This is a genomic window from Paenibacillus sp. O199 (assembly GCF_001636635.1).
GTDB classification, from domain to species: Bacteria; Bacillota; Bacilli; order Paenibacillales; family Paenibacillaceae; genus Paenibacillus; species Paenibacillus marchantiae.
This window is the reverse complement of record NZ_LGRP01000007.1, coordinates 29,780-48,212: the sequence shown is the minus strand read 5'-3', so window position 1 is coordinate 48,212 and position 18,433 is coordinate 29,780. Positions and strand designations below refer to the sequence as shown.

General features: G+C 42.4%; 16 protein-coding genes and 1 pseudogene. 15 read left to right on the top strand and 2 right to left on the bottom strand.

Annotated features, from left to right (window positions below; genetic code table 11):
* Nucleotides 1–14 precede the first annotated feature (14 nt).
* From A6049_RS12655 to A6049_RS12640, 4 genes are all read left to right on the top strand, one after another.
* Complete coding sequence (locus A6049_RS12655) at nt 15–1,400, top strand: MFS transporter (protein WP_063564998.1); 1,386 nt, start codon at nt 15–17, stop codon at nt 1,398–1,400.
* Between the two features lie 264 nt (nt 1,401–1,664).
* Nucleotides 1,665–3,806, top strand: coding sequence for a M1 family metallopeptidase (locus A6049_RS12650; protein WP_095206072.1), 2,142 nt, complete (start codon nt 1,665–1,667; stop codon nt 3,804–3,806).
* 345 nt (nt 3,807–4,151) lie between these two features.
* Nucleotides 4,152–5,597, top strand: coding sequence for an amino acid ABC transporter substrate-binding protein/permease (locus A6049_RS12645; RefSeq protein ID WP_063564996.1), 1,446 nt, complete (start codon nt 4,152–4,154; stop codon nt 5,595–5,597).
* Nucleotides 5,590–6,318, top strand: coding sequence for an amino acid ABC transporter ATP-binding protein (locus A6049_RS12640; RefSeq protein WP_063564995.1), 729 nt, complete (start codon nt 5,590–5,592; stop codon nt 6,316–6,318). The genes A6049_RS12645 and A6049_RS12640 overlap by 8 nt, the downstream gene beginning before the upstream one ends.
* A gap of 87 nt (nt 6,319–6,405) precedes the next feature.
* Here the strand turns inward: A6049_RS12640 and A6049_RS12635 are convergent, their stop codons facing one another.
* Complete coding sequence (locus A6049_RS12635) at nt 6,406–7,257, bottom strand: MurR/RpiR family transcriptional regulator (RefSeq protein ID WP_063564994.1); 852 nt, start codon at nt 7,255–7,257, stop codon at nt 6,406–6,408.
* A 180-nt stretch (nt 7,258–7,437) separates the two neighbouring features.
* Between A6049_RS12635 and A6049_RS12630 the strand changes: the two genes are divergently transcribed.
* The 6 genes from A6049_RS12630 (at nt 7,438) to A6049_RS12605 (ending at nt 13,722) form a co-directional block, all read left to right on the top strand.
* Nucleotides 7,438–8,457, top strand: coding sequence for a Gfo/Idh/MocA family oxidoreductase (locus tag A6049_RS12630; RefSeq protein ID WP_063564993.1), 1,020 nt, complete (start codon nt 7,438–7,440; stop codon nt 8,455–8,457).
* A 1-nt stretch (nt 8,458) separates the two neighbouring features.
* Complete coding sequence (locus tag A6049_RS12625) at nt 8,459–9,445, top strand: Gfo/Idh/MocA family protein (protein ID WP_063564992.1); 987 nt, start codon at nt 8,459–8,461, stop codon at nt 9,443–9,445.
* A 134-nt stretch (nt 9,446–9,579) separates the two neighbouring features.
* Nucleotides 9,580–10,581, top strand: coding sequence for a LacI family DNA-binding transcriptional regulator (locus A6049_RS12620; protein ID WP_063564991.1), 1,002 nt, complete (start codon nt 9,580–9,582; stop codon nt 10,579–10,581).
* A 247-nt stretch (nt 10,582–10,828) separates the two neighbouring features.
* Nucleotides 10,829–11,515: an SDR family NAD(P)-dependent oxidoreductase gene (locus A6049_RS12615; protein WP_063564990.1), complete on the top strand. Its 687-nt coding sequence runs from the start codon at nt 10,829–10,831 to the stop codon at nt 11,513–11,515.
* A 75-nt stretch (nt 11,516–11,590) separates the two neighbouring features.
* Entirely contained in the window at nt 11,591–12,499 is a 909-nt protein-coding gene (locus A6049_RS12610) for an AraC family transcriptional regulator (protein WP_063564989.1), read from the top strand.
* A gap of 230 nt (nt 12,500–12,729) precedes the next feature.
* Entirely contained in the window at nt 12,730–13,722 is a 993-nt protein-coding gene (locus tag A6049_RS12605) for an aldo/keto reductase (RefSeq protein ID WP_063564988.1), read from the top strand.
* Between the two features lie 66 nt (nt 13,723–13,788).
* Here the strand turns inward: A6049_RS12605 and A6049_RS12600 are convergent, their stop codons facing one another.
* Nucleotides 13,789–14,694 carry an AraC family transcriptional regulator gene (locus A6049_RS12600; protein ID WP_063564987.1) on the bottom strand — a complete coding sequence of 302 codons (906 nt, stop codon included), beginning with the start codon at nt 14,692–14,694 and terminating at the stop codon, nt 13,789–13,791.
* Nucleotides 14,695–14,855: 161 nt separating this feature from the next.
* Here A6049_RS12600 and A6049_RS34040 point away from each other — a divergent pair.
* The 5 genes and pseudogenes from A6049_RS34040 to A6049_RS12580 all read left to right on the top strand — a co-directional run.
* Nucleotides 14,856–15,215 (top strand): annotated as a pseudogene (locus tag A6049_RS34040) (EamA family transporter); the annotation flags it as partial.
* Nucleotides 15,216–15,221: 6 nt separating this feature from the next.
* Nucleotides 15,222–15,758 carry a DMT family transporter gene (locus A6049_RS34035; protein WP_240321397.1) on the top strand — a complete coding sequence of 179 codons (537 nt, stop codon included), beginning with the start codon at nt 15,222–15,224 and terminating at the stop codon, nt 15,756–15,758.
* A gap of 51 nt (nt 15,759–15,809) precedes the next feature.
* Entirely contained in the window at nt 15,810–16,142 is a 333-nt protein-coding gene (csaA, locus tag A6049_RS12590) for a chaperone CsaA (RefSeq protein ID WP_063564985.1), read from the top strand.
* A gap of 192 nt (nt 16,143–16,334) precedes the next feature.
* Entirely contained in the window at nt 16,335–17,525 is a 1,191-nt protein-coding gene (locus tag A6049_RS12585; RefSeq protein ID WP_063564984.1) for a glycoside hydrolase family 5 protein, read from the top strand.
* A complete protein-coding gene (locus A6049_RS12580) occupies nt 17,522–18,373 on the top strand; it encodes a metallophosphoesterase (RefSeq protein ID WP_063564983.1) in 852 nt (283 codons plus the stop codon). The genes A6049_RS12585 and A6049_RS12580 overlap by 4 nt, the downstream gene beginning before the upstream one ends.
* Nucleotides 18,374–18,433: the final 60 nt, after the last annotated feature.

Below are 18,433 nucleotides of genomic sequence, written 5' to 3'. Positions count from 1 at the left end.
GAGGGGTATACATAATGAACGCTCGAAATATATGGTTAATGATATCTGTAGGCTTGGGAATCATGCTGAATCCGCTCAATTCCTCCATGATATCTATAGCGATTGCAAGACTACAACAGGAGTTTATACTTGATGTTACGACCGTGTCATGGATTATTTTTTCCTTTTACATTGCAAGTGCTGTGGCTCAACTGGTCATGGGCAAGTGCAGTGATCTGTTCGGCCGCAGAAAGATATTCCTTATCGGTCTGGTTGTTGTCTCTGGTTCCTCCATGTTAGCTCCGTTATCTCCGGACTTTTCTTGGCTTATCGTATTCCGGATCATTCAATCTGTTGGCACAAGCATGATGGTAGCCGTCGGAATGGCGATTGTAAGAATCCACGTTACTGAGAAGCAGGCTGCTGCCCTGTCTATCCTTGCGATGTTCCTGTCCGGTGCAGCCGCGATAGGCCCTTTTATTGGCGGTGTATTGATCCATTGGTGGGATTGGCAAAGTATTTTTCTAGTGAATATTCCATTGGTGATCGCAAGCTTTATATTCGCCTGGAAAACCATTCCCAAAGAAACGACCCTCAAAACCAACCATGGTGACATGTCCATGAAGAAATGGTTCCTGCTGATTGATGCGCCAGGCATACTCTTGTTCACAGTCGCATTGGTGACTCTGCTAATGAGCGTGCTTTCCGTTAAATCAACCGGACATCTTTTAACTTGGCACCTTATGGCAGGGGGGATCGGTTTGCTTGCATTAGCAAGTTTTATACGACATGAATTGAAAACAGCGTCCCCTTTTATTCCGCTGAAAGTATTTGCCAAATATCCTGAAATGACCTGGGTTAATGTACAATTTATGCTGGTTAACACTCTGTTTTACGCTCTGTTTTTTGGTGTGCCATCTTATTTACAGCAGGTACGCCATCTGAACGAAGTTCATACAGGACTAATGATGCTAACCCTCGGTTTATGTTCACTCATCAGTTCTCCTTTTGCCGGACGCTGGATTGACAAATCAGGTACACGGCCAGCTTTGATCGTTTCAGCGGTGTTAATGACGTTCGGGTCCATCTTGATTGTGGCATTGGATAAGACTTCACCAGTGGTGAATGTCATCTTGCCCTTAGCTGTATTTGGTATAAGTAATGGGCTCAACAGTGTTGGTATGCAGGCGGCTTTGTTTAAGAGCACACCCAAAGATATGATCGGTGTCGCTTCAGGTATTTTTAATACATCGAGATATCTGGGGACCATTTTGTCATCGTTGTTGATTGGATTTGTCATGGGAGACACATTCAGTTTTATAGGATTTCAAATGCTCGGAATCATCCTGACGGTATTAGCTGCATCTTTAATCATGATGACCTTACGACGCCAGAAATCATCGGCAACGCAGACGTTATAGTGTCGAATCTCATAATTCACATCATTACGTAGTCATATATTGCTTTCGAAATTGAAGCGGAGACAATCCGATATAGCGTGCTCATTTAATACAAACAGCTTCTTTTTTTAAACGAAATTTAAGATACGCATTAATCCAGTGTAAGGTTGATCTTCTATACTTGCCTCTGAGCTTCAAAAATCATTCGAGGGAGAGATTTATATCAATCATTCACGTTCATACACATCAAATCGAATCAGAATAACAGCCATCAGCGCACTCGCTATGATTCTGACCGCATGCCCAATCATAAGTACGGGTAGTGCTGCCGCTAATGCAGCTCCTGTATCTGCTATTTCACAGGCCACAAAAGATATTCAGGCTCAAGCGCCTATCCAATATCGAATTCAAGCCCGGCTGGATGAGAAGAAGATGACCATAGAGGGGAGTGAATCCATTACTTACAGAAATACGAGCAAAGATACATTGAAGCAACTGGTTTTTCATACTTATGCTGATGCCAATCTTTCGGAATCGACACAGACGACCATGTTTAAACATTCCAATGAAGAGATTAGCAAAAATAACCCTGATAAGAAACCGGAAGACTTTCTTGGAGGAATTGATATTGAGAAGGTGACGACCGGTGGGCAAGCCCTTGATTTCAGTAATAAAGACCAAGCTATGTCGGTGAAATTGGAGCAACCCCTTCAGCCTGGTGAATCCGTGACGGTTCAAGTCCATTTTAATCTGAAGATTCCCTATGGCTCACAGCGGTTATCGTATTACAAAGATATTATCAATGGGGCTCATTGGTTCCCTGTAATGTCAGTCTATGACGAGGCCAAGCATGAATGGGATAGCAAACCTTACAGTAAAACATTTGAAACGGATTATTATACTTCCGCGGATTATGAAGTTCAGTTCAATGTTCCCGATCAATATCAGGTAGTTATGCCTGGTACGATAACCACACGGGAGGATGCAGAGACTGGACGCAAACTGGTATCCACCGTAGCCAAGAATACGAGGGAGTTTGCTTTCTTTGCCAGCCCGAACTTCAAAGTGGACAGCGTAACCCGGAATGGCCTCACCGTAGAGTATTATTATTTTGACAACCAGCCAGGTAAGAAAAAGATCGTTGATGGGTATGTTGATCAAGCATTCAAAGCCATTGATTTTTTCAGTGATAAATACGGTAAATACCCTTATCCTGAATTCCGGATTGTTGAATCATATGTAGAAGGTGTAGCTATCGAGTATTCAAGGCTTATCCAAATGGGGCAAATCGGAATAAATTCTGCTCCAGAACAAGACACGGTATTTGTGCATGAAATCGCGCACCAGTGGTTTCATGCGTTAATCGGGAATAATTCGGAGACAGAGTCTTTCCTAGACGAAGGATTTGCAGATTTCTCCAAAGTGTATTTTTCTGAGAAGCAGGGGGATACGATGAATGGCTTCAAGTCCATCCAATTTGACGATTCCACTGTGGATAAGGCTATTGCTTCAACTAATGACGAGGTGGGAGATTGGGCAAGCCCAGTTTATTACGATAAAGGCCGACAAGCGATATACCAATTGTACCGTTCCGTCGGTGAAGAGAAATTCGATGCCTTTATGAAAGAGTATTTTAAACGCTATGTGTACCAAAACGCTACGATTGACGGACTTCTGCAAACGATAGAAGATGTACTGGGGAAAGAGGCGCGAGATGATATGAAGACGGCTTTATATGAGCCTAATTTTACGCTGAAGCCCGAGTATCAACTGTCGAATGAGGAGAAAACGGCATATCTGCATGATCAGTTTCAATCGTTGTATGAATCAGCATTAACTCAGGTTCCGAATTTACCTTTTGAAACGATGAGCCGTGTGATGGATAAAGCCCTTCAAGGTGAGCCATTAGCCATTGTGCTCAGTGATCAGGAGAGCAACGCAGCGAACAAACAACAGGAAGCTATGGTAAACCAACTGACAACTCTGCTGGATTTAACCGGAGTGAAGTATGACCTGATTCAGGACCGGCAGGAGTTGAAGCGAAAAATGAAAAAAGAACTGGCTACCAGCAACCTGATTGTACTTGGCAACGCCAAATCAAATGGTTTTGTACAAGCATTAAAATCCAGCATTATAGACCGTGCTACCCATATCGGGTTTAAATGGAAAACGACTATGAACCAACCGTCTGCTGCTGGAGCCTATGTGATCAAACACCCTTATAATCAAAATCGTTTGATGCTGCACTACTTCTGGAATGAAGATCATCTGAGCAGCGGGAGTCTTGAACCATTTATGATGAAGATGCAGCAATCCATTGGATTCAGCAGCGCTTATTATCAGTACTATATATTGGACAAGACGGGCAAGGTAACCCTGGATAAAAAAGTGGAAAATCCACTTTCAAAATTATTCGCTGAGGAATAACCCGAAGTGTTCATTCTTATAAAGAAAGATTAAATACCTTGGCAATTGTCATCGGAAGATCATCATTTTGTCTGTTATAGAGTCGCCTATATGGCGACTTTTTTTATTTAAGTTCAATTTAGGTTTTTAAAAGTAGTCCTGAAGGGTAAATATAACGTGGATCTTTAAATGGATGTCAAATAAAACGTTGCGGAGGAAAGTGAAGAATGTTAGGGAAAGCATTGATTGTTAATATACTGCAAATAATAACAATATAATGTGCAAAGACACCTAAAAATGTACGACAGTAACATCAATGACAAGAAAATGATTAGGATTCGGAGAACACCGAGATGAGGAGGACATATGAAAACAACCAAGGTCTCATTTTATGTACTATCACTAATTCTGCTCCTAGTGGCGGGGTTATCCGTATGGTCGGGGGATGCCAATGCAAACTCCAATTCAGGTAAAACCTATGTGATCGGTACGGACATCACATTTGCACCATTTGAATATCAAGATGAAAACGGGGATTATGTAGGCATCGATATGGATTTGCTGGATGCGATCGCCAAAGACCAGAACTTCAATTATCAAATCAAAGCGCTGGGATTTAATGCGGCTGTGCAAGCTCTTGAGTCCAATCAGGTGGATGGCGTTATTGCTGGAATGAGTATTACAGATGAACGAAAACAAAAGTTTGATTTCTCAGAGCATTACTATGAATCAGGCGTTGTTATGGGAATTAGTGCCAATAATGATACTGTAAAAAGCTACGAAGATCTTCGCGGTAAAAAGGTCGCCGTGAAAACGGGCACAGAAGGATACAGCTTTGCTGAGTCTATTGCCTCAAAATATGGTTTTACCATTGTTCCATTCGACGATTCTTCGCAAATGTATGATGATGTGAAAACTGGAAACTCGATTGCATGTTTTGAAGATGAACCAGTTCTAAGATTCGGGACAAATCAGAATAACGGTTTAAAAATCGTGACCAAGAAAGAAGACGGGGCTTCCTACGGATTTGCAGTAAGCAAAGGACAGAACCAGGAACTCCTAAAAATGTTTAATGACGGCCTAACGAATATTAAGGTAAGCGGGGAGTATGATCGTATTAAAGAGAAATACCTTGGTGAAAATGCCGTTGTCGCAAACCAAGGTCGTTGGGAATTAGTCCAAAAATCTCTGCCCGCACTGTTCAAAGGTCTGGGAAATACCCTCTTATATACGATTATTTCGCTGTTTTTCGCTTTCATCATCGGCTTGATCTTTGGTTTTATGAAAGTAGGACAAAATAAGTTCCTTCGTGGTGTTGCTACCGTATTTGTGGATATTTTCCGCGGGATACCGTTGATCGTCCTAGCATTCTTTATTTATTTCGGGATTCCTCAGGCCATGGGCTTCACCATGCCACTGTTCCTGGCCGCCATTCTCACGTTGAGTCTGAATGCAGGGGCGTACGTAACGGAAATTATACGCGGGGGTATTCAATCGATTGATCGTGGACAGATGGAAGCAGCCCGTTCATTGGGACTTCCTTATCGCAAAGCGATGATAAAGATTGTAATCCCTCAGGCCATACGGGTTATGATACCTTCATTTATTAATCAGATGGTTATAACATTGAAAGATACGTCGATCTTGTCCGTCATTGGCTTGGTGGAGTTGACGCAATCCGGTAAGATTGTCATCGCAAGAACATTCGCCTCTTTCGATATTTGGTTGACCGTTGCGATTATGTACCTGATTGTTATCATCACATTGACTAAAATTGCTGACTACCTGGAGGTGAGGGTTCGTCGTGGGTAAAATTAACGTTGAAGGATTAAAGAAAAGTTTTGGGACGAATCATGTGTTGAAGGGCATCGATATATCGGTCAACGAAGGTGAAGTTGTCTGTGTCATTGGACCTTCAGGTTCAGGTAAAAGTACGTTTTTGCGCTGCATTAACCAGTTAGATGAGATCACAGCTGGACGGGTTATCGTAGATGATCGGGATCTAAATGATCCCAAAACGAACATTAACAAAGCTCGCGAGAACATAGGTATGGTATTTCAGCATTTTAACCTGTTTCCTCATTTCAGCGTGCTCAAAAATATTATGTTTGCCCCCAGAGAACTTGGGATATTAAAAGAACAGGAAGCACGCGAGACGGCATTGCGTCTGCTGGATCGGGTTGGTTTGTCGGATAAAGCTGACAGCTATCCCAACCAACTTTCGGGCGGACAAAAACAGCGCGTAGCAATCGCTCGTGCGCTTGCCATGAATCCGGACGTTATGTTATTCGATGAACCAACTTCGGCGCTCGACCCCGAGATGGTAGGCGAAGTCCTTGGTGTAATGAAGGATCTTGCGAGCGAAGGTATGACGATGATTATCGTGACCCATGAAATGGGCTTTGCCCGTGAAGTTGCGGATCGGGTTGTCTTCATGGACGGTGGATATGTTGTAGAACAGGGTACTCCTGATGAAATATTCGGAAATCCAAAAAATGAACGAACGATCAGCTTCCTGGAGAAAGTACTCTAAAACCATACCAAAAAGCCTTCAAGGCTTCGTTCTTGAAGGTTTTTTGGTATGTTGTAATTACCTGCTTTTACACCCGGACCTCTCATATCACTCATCCAAATTGAAATTCTTCAACGAATAAGTAATCATTTGCATGTTATTGGCGTAGTCAATTTGAAAAATACAGGAATAAATCACGTTTAATACGTAATCAAAGGCAATTTGTGATGAAAATGTACCAATCTTTGCATGTTTTGTTTCGTCATTCGGCACCTGGATACAGATCGTGCTCATTTTGGCCAACTCACTTTGATGATTCGCGGTAATCGTGATAAATGGAATTTTTTCAAGCGAGAAATGTTGGGCTGCCTTTAAGAAAATGGGCGATTTTTCATGGTAGGTCAAAAAAATGGCGCAATCCTGTGGGGTAAGATTTATGGTGTGGTAGGCCCATTCAGATAGCTCTGTTGTGATCACGACGTATTTATTGATTTTAATCAATTTATTCTGAAAGCTCTTCGCGCGAATCTGAGAATCCCCCAACGCATAGATGAAGATTCGTTTCGCCTGATCGAGCAAATGGGCTGCTTCTGTTAGAGAGGCTTCATCCATAAAAGCAAAGTTTTTCTCAATCGTTTCTTTCATTAGTTCAGCTATATCTTTTGCCACCTGGAGTGAAGATTCACCGAGAGCGAACGGATAATTGGGATCGATATTGGAGATGTTCTGAGCATCTTGTTGAAACTCTCGAGCAAGCTTAATGCTGAACTCCTTAAACCCCGAAAGTCCAAGCTTATGAGTCAATCGATTGATGGCAGAATGTGACGTGTATGTAGCTTTGGCAAGCTCTTGAATATTCAAGTGAAGCATTAGCTCCTTATGAGTCAGAATATAAGAAGCGATGCTTTTTTCATTTGGTGTAAAGTTGTTCATGTCTGTTAATTGGGTCAATATTTTCAACAGGTTCACCCCGGATTCATTGAAATAACGTTGATGTAGAGCGTCCAGTAAACATTTTGTTTAAAGAGAGGGCATCCGAAATACGAATTATTGGTCAAATGTACCGTAATTTCTTCAAAGCTCCTCCGGAGGATTTTCTTCTTCTATAATAAATGAAAAAGAGCCTAAGGGGGAATTCATATGTTAACCATCGGTTATATTGGCAATGGCAAAAGTACAAATCGTTATCATCTTCCTTTTTCATTGAATCGGGATCATTTGAAAGTAAAAACGATATACGCCCGTCATCCGGAGAAAACGGAGTGGAAGAAGGCTCCTGGTGTTCTGTATACAGATGATCTTGCAGCTTTAATGAATGACGATGACATTCAGTTGGTGGTGGTCTGTACACATACCGAATCCCATTATGAGTATGCAAAGAGGGCACTTGATCACGGAAAACATGTACTTGTTGAAAAACCTTTCATGCTGACCAAAGAAGAAGCCGAATCCATTTTCCAATACGCCAAAGAAAAAAATCTCTTGATTCAATGTTATCAGAACCGACGATATGACTCGGATTTTCTGACGACCAAGAAAGTGATTGAATCAGGAAAGCTTGGCGATTTGCTGGAAGTGGAGATGCATTACGATTATTATCGACCGGAGATTCCGAATGCTACCACCCATTTTTCCAAATACAAAAGTTATTTATACGGGCACGGTGTTCACACCATTGATCAGGTATTATCCTATTTCGGGCAACCGGACAAGATACATTACGATGTTCGTCAATTGCTGGGTCCTGGCAGAATGAATGATTATTTCGATCTGGACTTTTATTATTCTTCGCTGAAAGTATCAGTCAAATCCAGCTTTTTCCGCTTAAAGCCACGCCCGAGTTTTGTAGTATACGGCAAAAAGGGGGTATTCGTAAAACAAACTGAGGATCGTCAAGAGGAACATCTGAAGTTATTTTACCTTCCCAAAGGACATCCCGATTTTGGTAAGGATATGCCTCAGCACTATGGCGTACTGACGTATCTGGATGACGAAGGAATCTATCATGAAGAAAAAGTAACTTCTGAACAAGGCGATTATGCAAGAGTGTACGACGATATCTATGAAGCCATCAACCATGGCAAAGAAAAAGTGATTCAAGACCAAGAAACGATCGCGGTTATGGAAATATTAGAAAAAGGTATGGAGGAGTGTAACTAATATGAAACTCGGAATTGTCGGAGCTGGAATGATTGTAAAGGATCTATTGAGCTTTATTCATGAAATTCCTGCGATTACCTTGGGGGCCATATGTTCCAGACCTAGTCATCTGGATAAATTGCTGACTCTGCAAGAGCAGTATGGAATTGGTCGAATACATTTAGAATATAGCGAAATGATTACGAATGATGAAGTGGATACGATCTATATCGGGCTTCCGAATCATCTTCATTATGCATATGCCAAAGAAGCGATATTGGGCGGCAAACATGTTATCTGTGAGAAGCCGTTCACTTCCAACCTGCAAGAATTTCTTGAACTTAAAGAGATTGCACGGCAAAAACAGCTAGTGTTGGTCGAAGCCATCACAAACCAATATTTGAAGAACTATTTGTCCATGAAGGAGAATCTGCGCAAACTGGGTGACATCAAAATTGTGGAGTGTAACTATTCCCAATATTCATCCCGCTATGAGGCTTTTCAGGCTGGAGAAGTGCTGCCAGCATTTAATCCGGAAATGTCTGGTGGAGCCTTGATGGATATTAATTTGTATAATATTCATCTGGTCGTAGGGCTTTTCGGAAGCCCGAAGAAGGTGGAATACTGGGCCAACGTGGAACGCGGAATTGACACTTCAGGCATGTTGCTTTTGGACTACGGTGAGTTCAAGTGTGTTTGCATAGGCTCCAAAGACAGCACAGCCCCTAATGCAATGAACATCCAAGGGAATAAAGGATATATCCATATGATGAGCTCGGCCAACAAATGTGAATCCTTTGATCTTGCGCTTCATAAGGAAACGCCGATTCGGGTAGATATTAAGGATCATCCTCATCGCATGTATGACGAGTTTGTTGAATTCGAGCGTATGATTCGTGAACAAGATCTGGAGAAAGTCACAGCTATGCTTGAGCATAGCGAGAAGGTGATGGAGGTTATTGAACAAGCCAAACAATCTGCCAATCTTGTATTTGGACCTGATCGATAATATATTTTGAAATTTCAGAATGATTGTATTGTAACTTTTTGTGCACTTCCCAAGATGACTGTGTTAAAATGCGGTGAAAGATATAAGAATTCATGTGTCAGTGAACCAATAACAGTCTTCTTGGGGAGTATTTAATGATAACGATTAAAGACGTAGCAAAGTTAGCGGGTGTCGCGAGTTCAACCGTGTCCTATGTACTCAACGGCAAAAAACATGTAAGTGAGCACACAAGACAGAAAGTACTTGCAGCAGCAAGTGAGCTTAATTACATCAAGCATGGAGCCGCATCCGAATTAAAGCGAAAAAACACACAAACGATTGGTGTTATTGTTCATGATATGTCCGTCCCCTATTTTTCAGACTTGGTGAGTGGGATTGAATCCAGCGCCATAAGTCAGGGATACGACTTGATCGTATGCAGCTCTTTAGGCGGAGAGCGATCGACAGCTGCACGCTTTATCAGGGAGAGAAGGCTGGACGGCGTGATTGTAATCGCTGAAAATATTGAAGATGAGTTGTTGTTGCAGGCTGCCGAAACGGGATTTCCTATTGTAGTGATGGACCGGGAACTCCATAGTGAGCATATTGTAAATGTTCTGATGGATGATGAGCAAGGTGGTTATATGGCAACCCGTTTTCTTCTGGATAAAGGTCACCGCGCAATAGCCTATATTAGCGGGCCTTTAAGTTCGGATTGTAATCTGATGCGATATCAGGGTTATCTGAGAGCTATGCATGAAGCAGGGGTGGAAGAGAATGAGAATTGGAGACTTGGCGGCCAATTTCTGAAAACAGGTGGCTACAACGCAGCCAAGTTGCTAATGGAGGGAGAGCTTCCAACGGCAGTCTTTTTTGCGAATGATGAAATGGCCATTGGAGGCTTAGAGGCTTTTAAAGAACATCAGGTCTCCATACCCGAAGATCTATCCATTATTGGATTTGACAACATACATGTATCCGAATACTTAAATCCACCTCTTACGACTTTTCGACAACCCAAAACAGACGCAGGCTCCTTTGCTGGACATGTACTCATTCAAATGTTAAAAGGAGAGGCTGTTGAGTCTACTTACAGGATCAATATACAGTGTGTCGAACGTGACTCTGTTTCGCAGATGATCCTTTCTGAACGATGAGTGCACATACATTTTCAATGAACAGCCCTAATCACGGGGCTGTTTTTCTTTTTGTAGAAACCATCCATCACATTCGCCATATCTGACACTTGTCTTAAAGTCACAATGTTGACAAGAGGAGAACTCTCCGTTTAATATTTAATAGAGGTTAAGTGGAGAACTCTCCTCTTATCCTTTAAGTACGCCATTTTAGATAATGGTTCAAATTGTTCGCTTCATAATAACAATCTGAGAGGATGGATTGAAGATGGTATTGATGAAGAATAAAGTAGTCATTGTTACAGGTGCAGGAACCGGCCTTGGTAAAGCTGTGGCGATAAAACTGGCTGAAGAGGGAGCACAAGTTGTTTTAGTTGGACGTCGAAAAGAAAAATTGCAGGACGTGGCACAGATCATAAAAAACTCAGGAGGCCAATCTTTGATCATTCCTGCGGATATAACGGATCAGGATGACGTTCAGCGCCTCCGTGACCAAGTGCTGGAGCAGACAGGACGGATAGACGTATTGATCAACAACGCAGGGGGTACAGGTGCGCACATTCCCATTCATGATATGACATTGGAAACATGGGATGATAACATCCGCCTCAATTTATATAGTCCATTTTTGGTGACCAAAACATTTCTTCCAATCATGAGAGCTCAGCAGTATGGACGCATTGTATCCATTACTTCCATAATGGCCAATCTGAACTATCCGGGATTCGGGGCATATTCAGCTGCCAAAGCCGGGCTGGAGGCATTATTGAGAACGATAGCAATTGAGGAAGCAAAACATGGAATATTGGTTAATATGTTCGATCCGGGCAATTTGAGAACTGAACAAAATCCAAGAGGTGAGAAGGAACCGGATTCAGTTGTTGATAAAATTGTTAATCTCGCTTCCTTGACGGAAAACGGCTCCAGTGGAGAAGTTGTTAGAGCACTAACGTAGGTTAGAGAGCCCAAAATGCATTGAATTCCGTTTCCTGTTATTCTATTATTAAAAGCTAAAAAGGCGGGACTATTCATGTCCATGAGAAACGGGAAGATAATCAAAGCACCACAAGGACTGGAACGTGCACCAGACAAACAAGGAAGCTTAAAGCAGAATGGGTTATCCGTCATTCAATTCTGTTTACACACACAAGGGACAACAGGCTCGTATTTTCTGAAAGATCATATGTTGTTGTTCGTTATATCAGGCATCTACACGGTTCGATTCATGGATCAGGAGTACACTGTACGCAGTAATGAAATGGTGTTTCTTCACAAATCAATTCGCATTGATTACATAAAGTCGGGTGAACAAGGATCAGAGTTCATACTGGACTATATGATGTTTTTCCTGAACGAAAATATGCTTGCGGAGTTTATTCAGTTTTCTGGCTTCAAACCGACGGATACCGTGAATGAAATCATGCCGGTGTCCATTATTCCGGTCAATGAACTCACTCGCTCTTATATAGCGTCATTGAAACCCTATTTCGAAAATCCAGATGAGGTAAAAGACGGTCTGATCCGCCTCAAATTCATGGAACTCCTGTTTCATCTGGCGCAGGCCAATGATCATTTCTTACACCAACTTCTGCTACCGAATCATGATAAAAACAGTAACATCGGCAAAATAATGGAGGAGAATATCACCAATCCCATCTCCATAAGTGATCTGGCTTATTTGTCCGGCAAAAGCCTGTCTACCTTCAAAAGGGATTTTCAGGCTCTCTACCACACTTCACCCTTGAAATGGATTCGTAATCAGAGGCTGGATAAAGCCAAGAAACTGTTGGCCGAGACGTCTCTGTCCGTTACCGATGTCTGTTTCTCAACAGGTTTCGAAAACGTTGCTCATTTTTCCAAAGTGTTTAAGCTTCAGGTCGGGCTTCCGCCCTCGGAGTTTAGACAGCAATGCAAACGAAGCGAGGGAAAAACAACATAAAGCCAGCTTAATCGGTCCATACTTTAAGCATAAGTGACTATGTACCACTGTTGAGTAAAGCGCTTCGCGATAAAATATCGTGAAACGCTTTTTTTCATTATTTGAGACAAATGAGCTAAATAAACAAATCCAATGAGCTTAGCAGCAAAGAAATGCATCTATTTTCTTGTTATTGTTGTCTCATGCGTTACAACGTTGTCTCAACCTAAATGTCTGAGGAGGATTAACCAATGGAATATGTGAAATTAGGAAATACAGGCATGGAAGTATCTCGACTTTGTCTTGGCTGCATGGGATTTGGTGAACCAGGGCATGGATTTCATCAATGGGTGCTGGATGAAGAGAATAGTCGTCCCGTCATTCAGAAAGCCTTGGAGTTAGGTATTAATTTCTTTGATACAGCAAATGTATATGCAGGCGGAACAAGTGAGGAAATCCTCGGTCGGGCTCTCAAGGACTACGCTAATCGAGATGAAATTGTCCTTGCAACAAAAGTCTTTTCCCGCATGCATGATGGTCCGAATGGCGCCGGACTTTCTCGAAAGGCAATTATGAGTGAGATCGACAAGAGCCTCAAGAGGCTGGGAACGGACTATGTGGATTTGTATCAAATTCACCGCTGGGACAACCATACCCCTATTGAAGAGACCATGGAAGCATTACATGATGTGGTGAAGGCAGGGAAGGCAAGATATATTGGTGCATCTGCCATGTCAGCGTGGCAATTCCAAAAGGCTTTGTATGTTGCCGAGAGAAATGGATGGACCCGCTTTGTATCGATGCAGAACCACTATAACCTGATCTACCGTGAAGAGGAAAGGGAAATGATGCCTCTTTGTCAGGAAGAGAAAATCGGAGTAATTCCTTACAGCCCACTTGCTTCTGGCCGGTTGACCAGGGATTGGCAGGAAACAACACAACGTTCCGAGACGGATCAGGTTCAAAAGGCCAAATACGATGCGACAGCCAGCACCGATCAATTGGTGGTAGAGCGGGTTGCAGAAATCGCCGAAAAACGCGGCGTTCCCCGTGTACAAATCGCTCTTGCCTGGTTGCTGCACAAGAATCCGGTTACGGCTCCGATAATTGGCGCTACGAAGACATCCCATCTCGAAAATGCAGCTGAAGCTCTGTCGATTGCATTAACATCAGAAGAAATGGCGCGCTTGGAAGAGCCGTATGTACCTCATCCGGTATATGGACTTAATGTTGGATTTAAGTAATGTAAGAAGAAGAACCAATCCGGAAAGCGGATTGGTTTTTTTGAGCAGAACAACAGAGAAAACAGACTAATTCTTTCTTTGTTGTTTGATCTCATTACTCGAATTCCGAAAACCCTTAGGCGTTTGGTTTTGATGTTTTTTGAAAGACTGAATGAAGTTATTTACATGGTTAAAACCAACCCTATGAGCTATTTCAGTTACTGTATAATCGGTTGAAATTAATAACTCCATGCTCTTTTTGATCCGGTACTTAATTAAGTAATCATACGGTGTCATATGAATGGTCTTCTTAAAACTCCGTGTGCACTCCGAGATGCTCAGATGTGCTGTATCAGCAATTTCTTGCAGTGTGATATTCGTTGAATATTGTTGATGGATAAAGCTGAGCATGAGTTGAAGGCGCTCTTGCTGAAGTTTTACATACTTGGGCGCTTCCTCGGAGGAAAGCGTAATATTATGAATCAATATTAGCCACAATTGTACGGTTTTAATGGAAACCTCATATTCCCATCCCCACTTTTTTTTCATATCAAATCTCTTTTTCATATCCCATAACATATCTAGCACAATCTGTTGCCATTCTACATCGCCCTTGATTACCAGCGATACCAGGGCAGAGTCCGTATAAGGTAATACATAATTTTTCTCCATGGCACTATCCGCGTAGAAGGCTAATAGCTTTTCAGGGAAATTAAAGCTCACATATTGTCCGTTGTGGGTCAGATGCGTCGTAACATGCAGAACTCCCTTATTAATTAGGATAGCTTGACCAGCCAATAGCTCATGATCAACACCGTTTACCTGTATAACTAACCTTCCTTGAGTAACCAATGTAATCTGTAGCTCTTCATGCCAATGCAGGTCATTAAATCCTCTACCTTCAGGAATAATTTTCTCGGAATTAGCTGTGTACATAATGTATGGAAATGAAGCATCAGGGAAAAGAATCGTCTCGTGAAGCTGCTTTGACATTTAAATGTGTCCTTTCGAATGATGATATTTATATATAATATAGCGATATTATTACACAATTAAAACATTAACGATGATATTATTATATCCAATCTTTGTTTTATCACTATAATCCTGTGCACAGAATTTGGATAGAACATGTTGAAGGAGCAAGTTTAGAAATGAATAAATCGTTGTATCCGCCTCATCCGTACATGCTGCTATTTATCAGCATTTTGTCCATCTCAATCTCTTCCATATTGATAAAGTCCTCAGAGACGCCAACCTCTGTAGCTGGGATGTACAGATTGTTCATAACCGTAATACTAATGCTTCCTTTTGTACCTTGGAAAAGTCTTCGAAACCTTAAGATGAACAAAAAAGATTGGAGTGTTGTGTTGTTAGCCGGACTCTTTCTCGGGTTACATTTCTTATTTTGGATGGAGTCATTGGTGCATACCTCTGTTGCAAGTTCCATGGTCATTTTATCGTTGCAGCCCTTATTTGTAATGGTCGGGTCATACTTCATCTTCAAGGAACGAGCAAACATGGTTACCATCCTATGCATGGTCACTGCTCTTGCAGGATCAGTCATTATCGCATGGGGCGACATCGGGGTGTCAAGAGAGGCACTGATCGGAGATGGATTATCTTTATTAGGTACAATCGCGGTTTCGGCATATATGCTTGCTGGACAAAAAGTAAGTCATAAAATCAATGCAAATGTGTACAGCGTTATTGTTTTCTTCCTTGCGGGAAGTGTCTTGCTTATCTACAGTCTATTCAATCATATCTCCCTGACCGGATATAACACTTCAGATTGGATGTATTTCTTGTTGCTTGCCATAATTCCAACCATCTTTGGACAATTACTAATTAATCTATTATTGAAATCTTTAGGCGCAACGACTTTATCTGTGGGTATTATTGGAGAGCCTGTTCTTGCCATCATACTCGCCTTTGTATTTCTGGGAGAAACCATCTCTCTGTTTCAGTTTATAGGCGGGATGATGACCGTACTCGGCATGGGGGTTTATTTTTGGGCAAAATCCTGGCGATATACCGTTTCTGAAGTTCGAACTTGACGTGAATTTACACAACTACAACTATAAGACAAGTAGAAGAGGAGAATATATATGGCTACCATTGATGATTTTTTGAAACTGGATATTCGCGTCGGAACCGTTACAAAAGCTGAGTTTTTTGCAGAAGCGAAAGTGCCTGCGATCAAACTTGAGATTGATTTTGGACAAGACATTGGAATAAAAAATTCTAGTGCACAAATTACTAAAAGATATGCCGCCGAGGAACTGATCGGGAAACAAATCATAGGAGTAGTCAACTTTCCACCGCGCCGGATAGCTGGGTTTAAATCAGAAGTATTGGTTCTGGGAGGAATACCCGAAAAAGGGGATGTCGTTCTGTTAAAACCAGATATCAAACTGCCCGATGGAACTCCGATTGGATAATAGCTCGTTTTGTCATATTGGCGTAACAGACAACGGGTAAGATGGCTATCGAGGTGATTGACTTTGAAGAAAATATCAACCAAATCGAGTTGGCCTATCGGAAAAAATGTTTTACTCTCAGCGGCCATTTTGATTGCACTAGCTGGATGCAGTTCTAATTCAGCTTCTCCAAAGCCATTGGAGATTTCAGGGATGAACAGCAGTCAGGAGGAGAAGGAGGCCGTTCCTTCGGAGAAAATGAGCTATTGGAATGAACAGCGAAAAGGGACTAATTTTATGAACTCCACATCCCTCCCTGACAATTATGAAGCAGCCAAGGAACAGGGCATAGAGTTTGTACGGCTTGCGCCCGATAAGTGGAGTAAGGATCGAGATTTTTTGTTTAACGACAAGCCAGATGCCAATATCAACGCAGATTTTTTGATAGGCAGCTCGGATAAGTACGAAGGTATCGTGGAAGAAGATTTTGCCCGACTCAAAGCGGATCTGGACGCCGCGGAAGCTAAAGGGATGAAAGTGATTATTACGGTGCTTAGCTTACCAGGAGATCGTTGGCGGCAGTTCAACGGGGCCAAAAATGATGATCGGATCTGGAATGATACTGAATATCACAAGCAGGCCGCTCAGTTTTGGAAGGATCTTGCACAACGATTGAAGAATCATCCTGCCGTCATCGGCTATAACCTGATTAATGAGCCTCATCCGGAAACGGGTACGGGTTTTCATGACTTCTGGACGCAGGATTATTCAGAGTGGTATGCCAAAGTGGAACATACCGCAGCTGATCTGAATTCACTCTATGACACGATAACCAAAGAGATCAGGACGGTAGACCAGACAACTCCCATCATTTTGGATTCGGGGCTCTACGCAACGCCTTGGGCCTTTACGTATCTGAAACCGATTGATGATCCTAACGTGCTGTATGCTTTTCATATGTATGAGCCTTATGAGATGACAAGCCAGAACAAGAAAAAAGGATTTACGTATTCTTATCCGGGGAGCGTAAAGGTTGGAGATGATGAGACGGAAAAAGAGTTTAACCGTCAGACTCTGAAACAATTTGTCGAGCCTGTCGCCAAGTGGGCTTCTGATCATAACATACCTGCGAACCGGATTATAGCTTCGGAATTCGGAACGAACCGAATGGTTCAAGGTGCAGATCGATACATGGCGGATCTGATATCTATCTTTAATGAATACGGATGGCATTGGGCTTTCTATGCATTTCGTGAAGATACATGGGATGGGATGGACTATGAATTAGGCAGTGAGAAGCCCAACTGGAAGTATTGGGATGCCATTGAAAAAGGAGAGCAGCCAGCACGCGGTAAGGCAGACAATCCGATTTGGAATGAGATCAAGGAAAGCCTGACGAAGTGAAATGGAGAAAGATCACCATTGCAATATTGCTTGTTCTATTAGGAATCGGCTGTTATGCAAGGGAGATTGAACCTAAAGATCTGGCAGTAACTCGCCTGGATATCGTCAATGAATTTGTGCCAATATCAATGAATGGAATTCAAATTGTGCAATTCTCTGACACCCACTTGGGTCTCGATTATTCGGTGGATCAGCTTCAATCTTTAGTTGATCGTATGAATCGTCTGAAGCCAGATATCGTGGTGTTCACTGGAGATTTAATGGATCATTACACACGCTTTGGCTCGGAAAATAGAAAGAAAGCACAGCGAGTGTTAGCGAAAATAAATGCCCCTCTCGGAAAATATGCGGTTTACGGAAATCACGACAGGGGAGGCGGCGGCAGCCAAAAGTATAAGCAATACATGGAGGACGCGGGATTTACCGTATTGGTCAATGAGGTGCATACGATCCGTACCGCCACAGGGGATAAAATAAACATAGCCGGACTCGATGATTTTTTGCTTGGAAAGCCGCAAGTTAAGCGTACGCTGCAATCGCTCCGTAAAGAGGATTTCAACCTGCTACTCGTTCATGAACCGGATGTTGCGGATCAATTGAGCGCATATCCGATTGACCTGCAGCTGTCCGGCCATAGCCATGGTGGGCAAGTCAGAATTCCTTTGATCAAACCGCTTATTACAACTGCATTAGCTCACAAATATGTCGCAGGACTATACTCTTTGCAAGGCAAAAGCAAGCCGCTAAAGCTATATGTCAACCGAGGAATCGGAACCACCCGAATGCCTCTGCGCTTCTTCGCAAAACCGGAGTTAACCGTGATTCGTTTGACTGCCGCTGTAAGCTGATGTTAACTAAGTAAAGCTACCACTCACGGCAGATGCAACCTAGAATGCAGAACAGCCTCC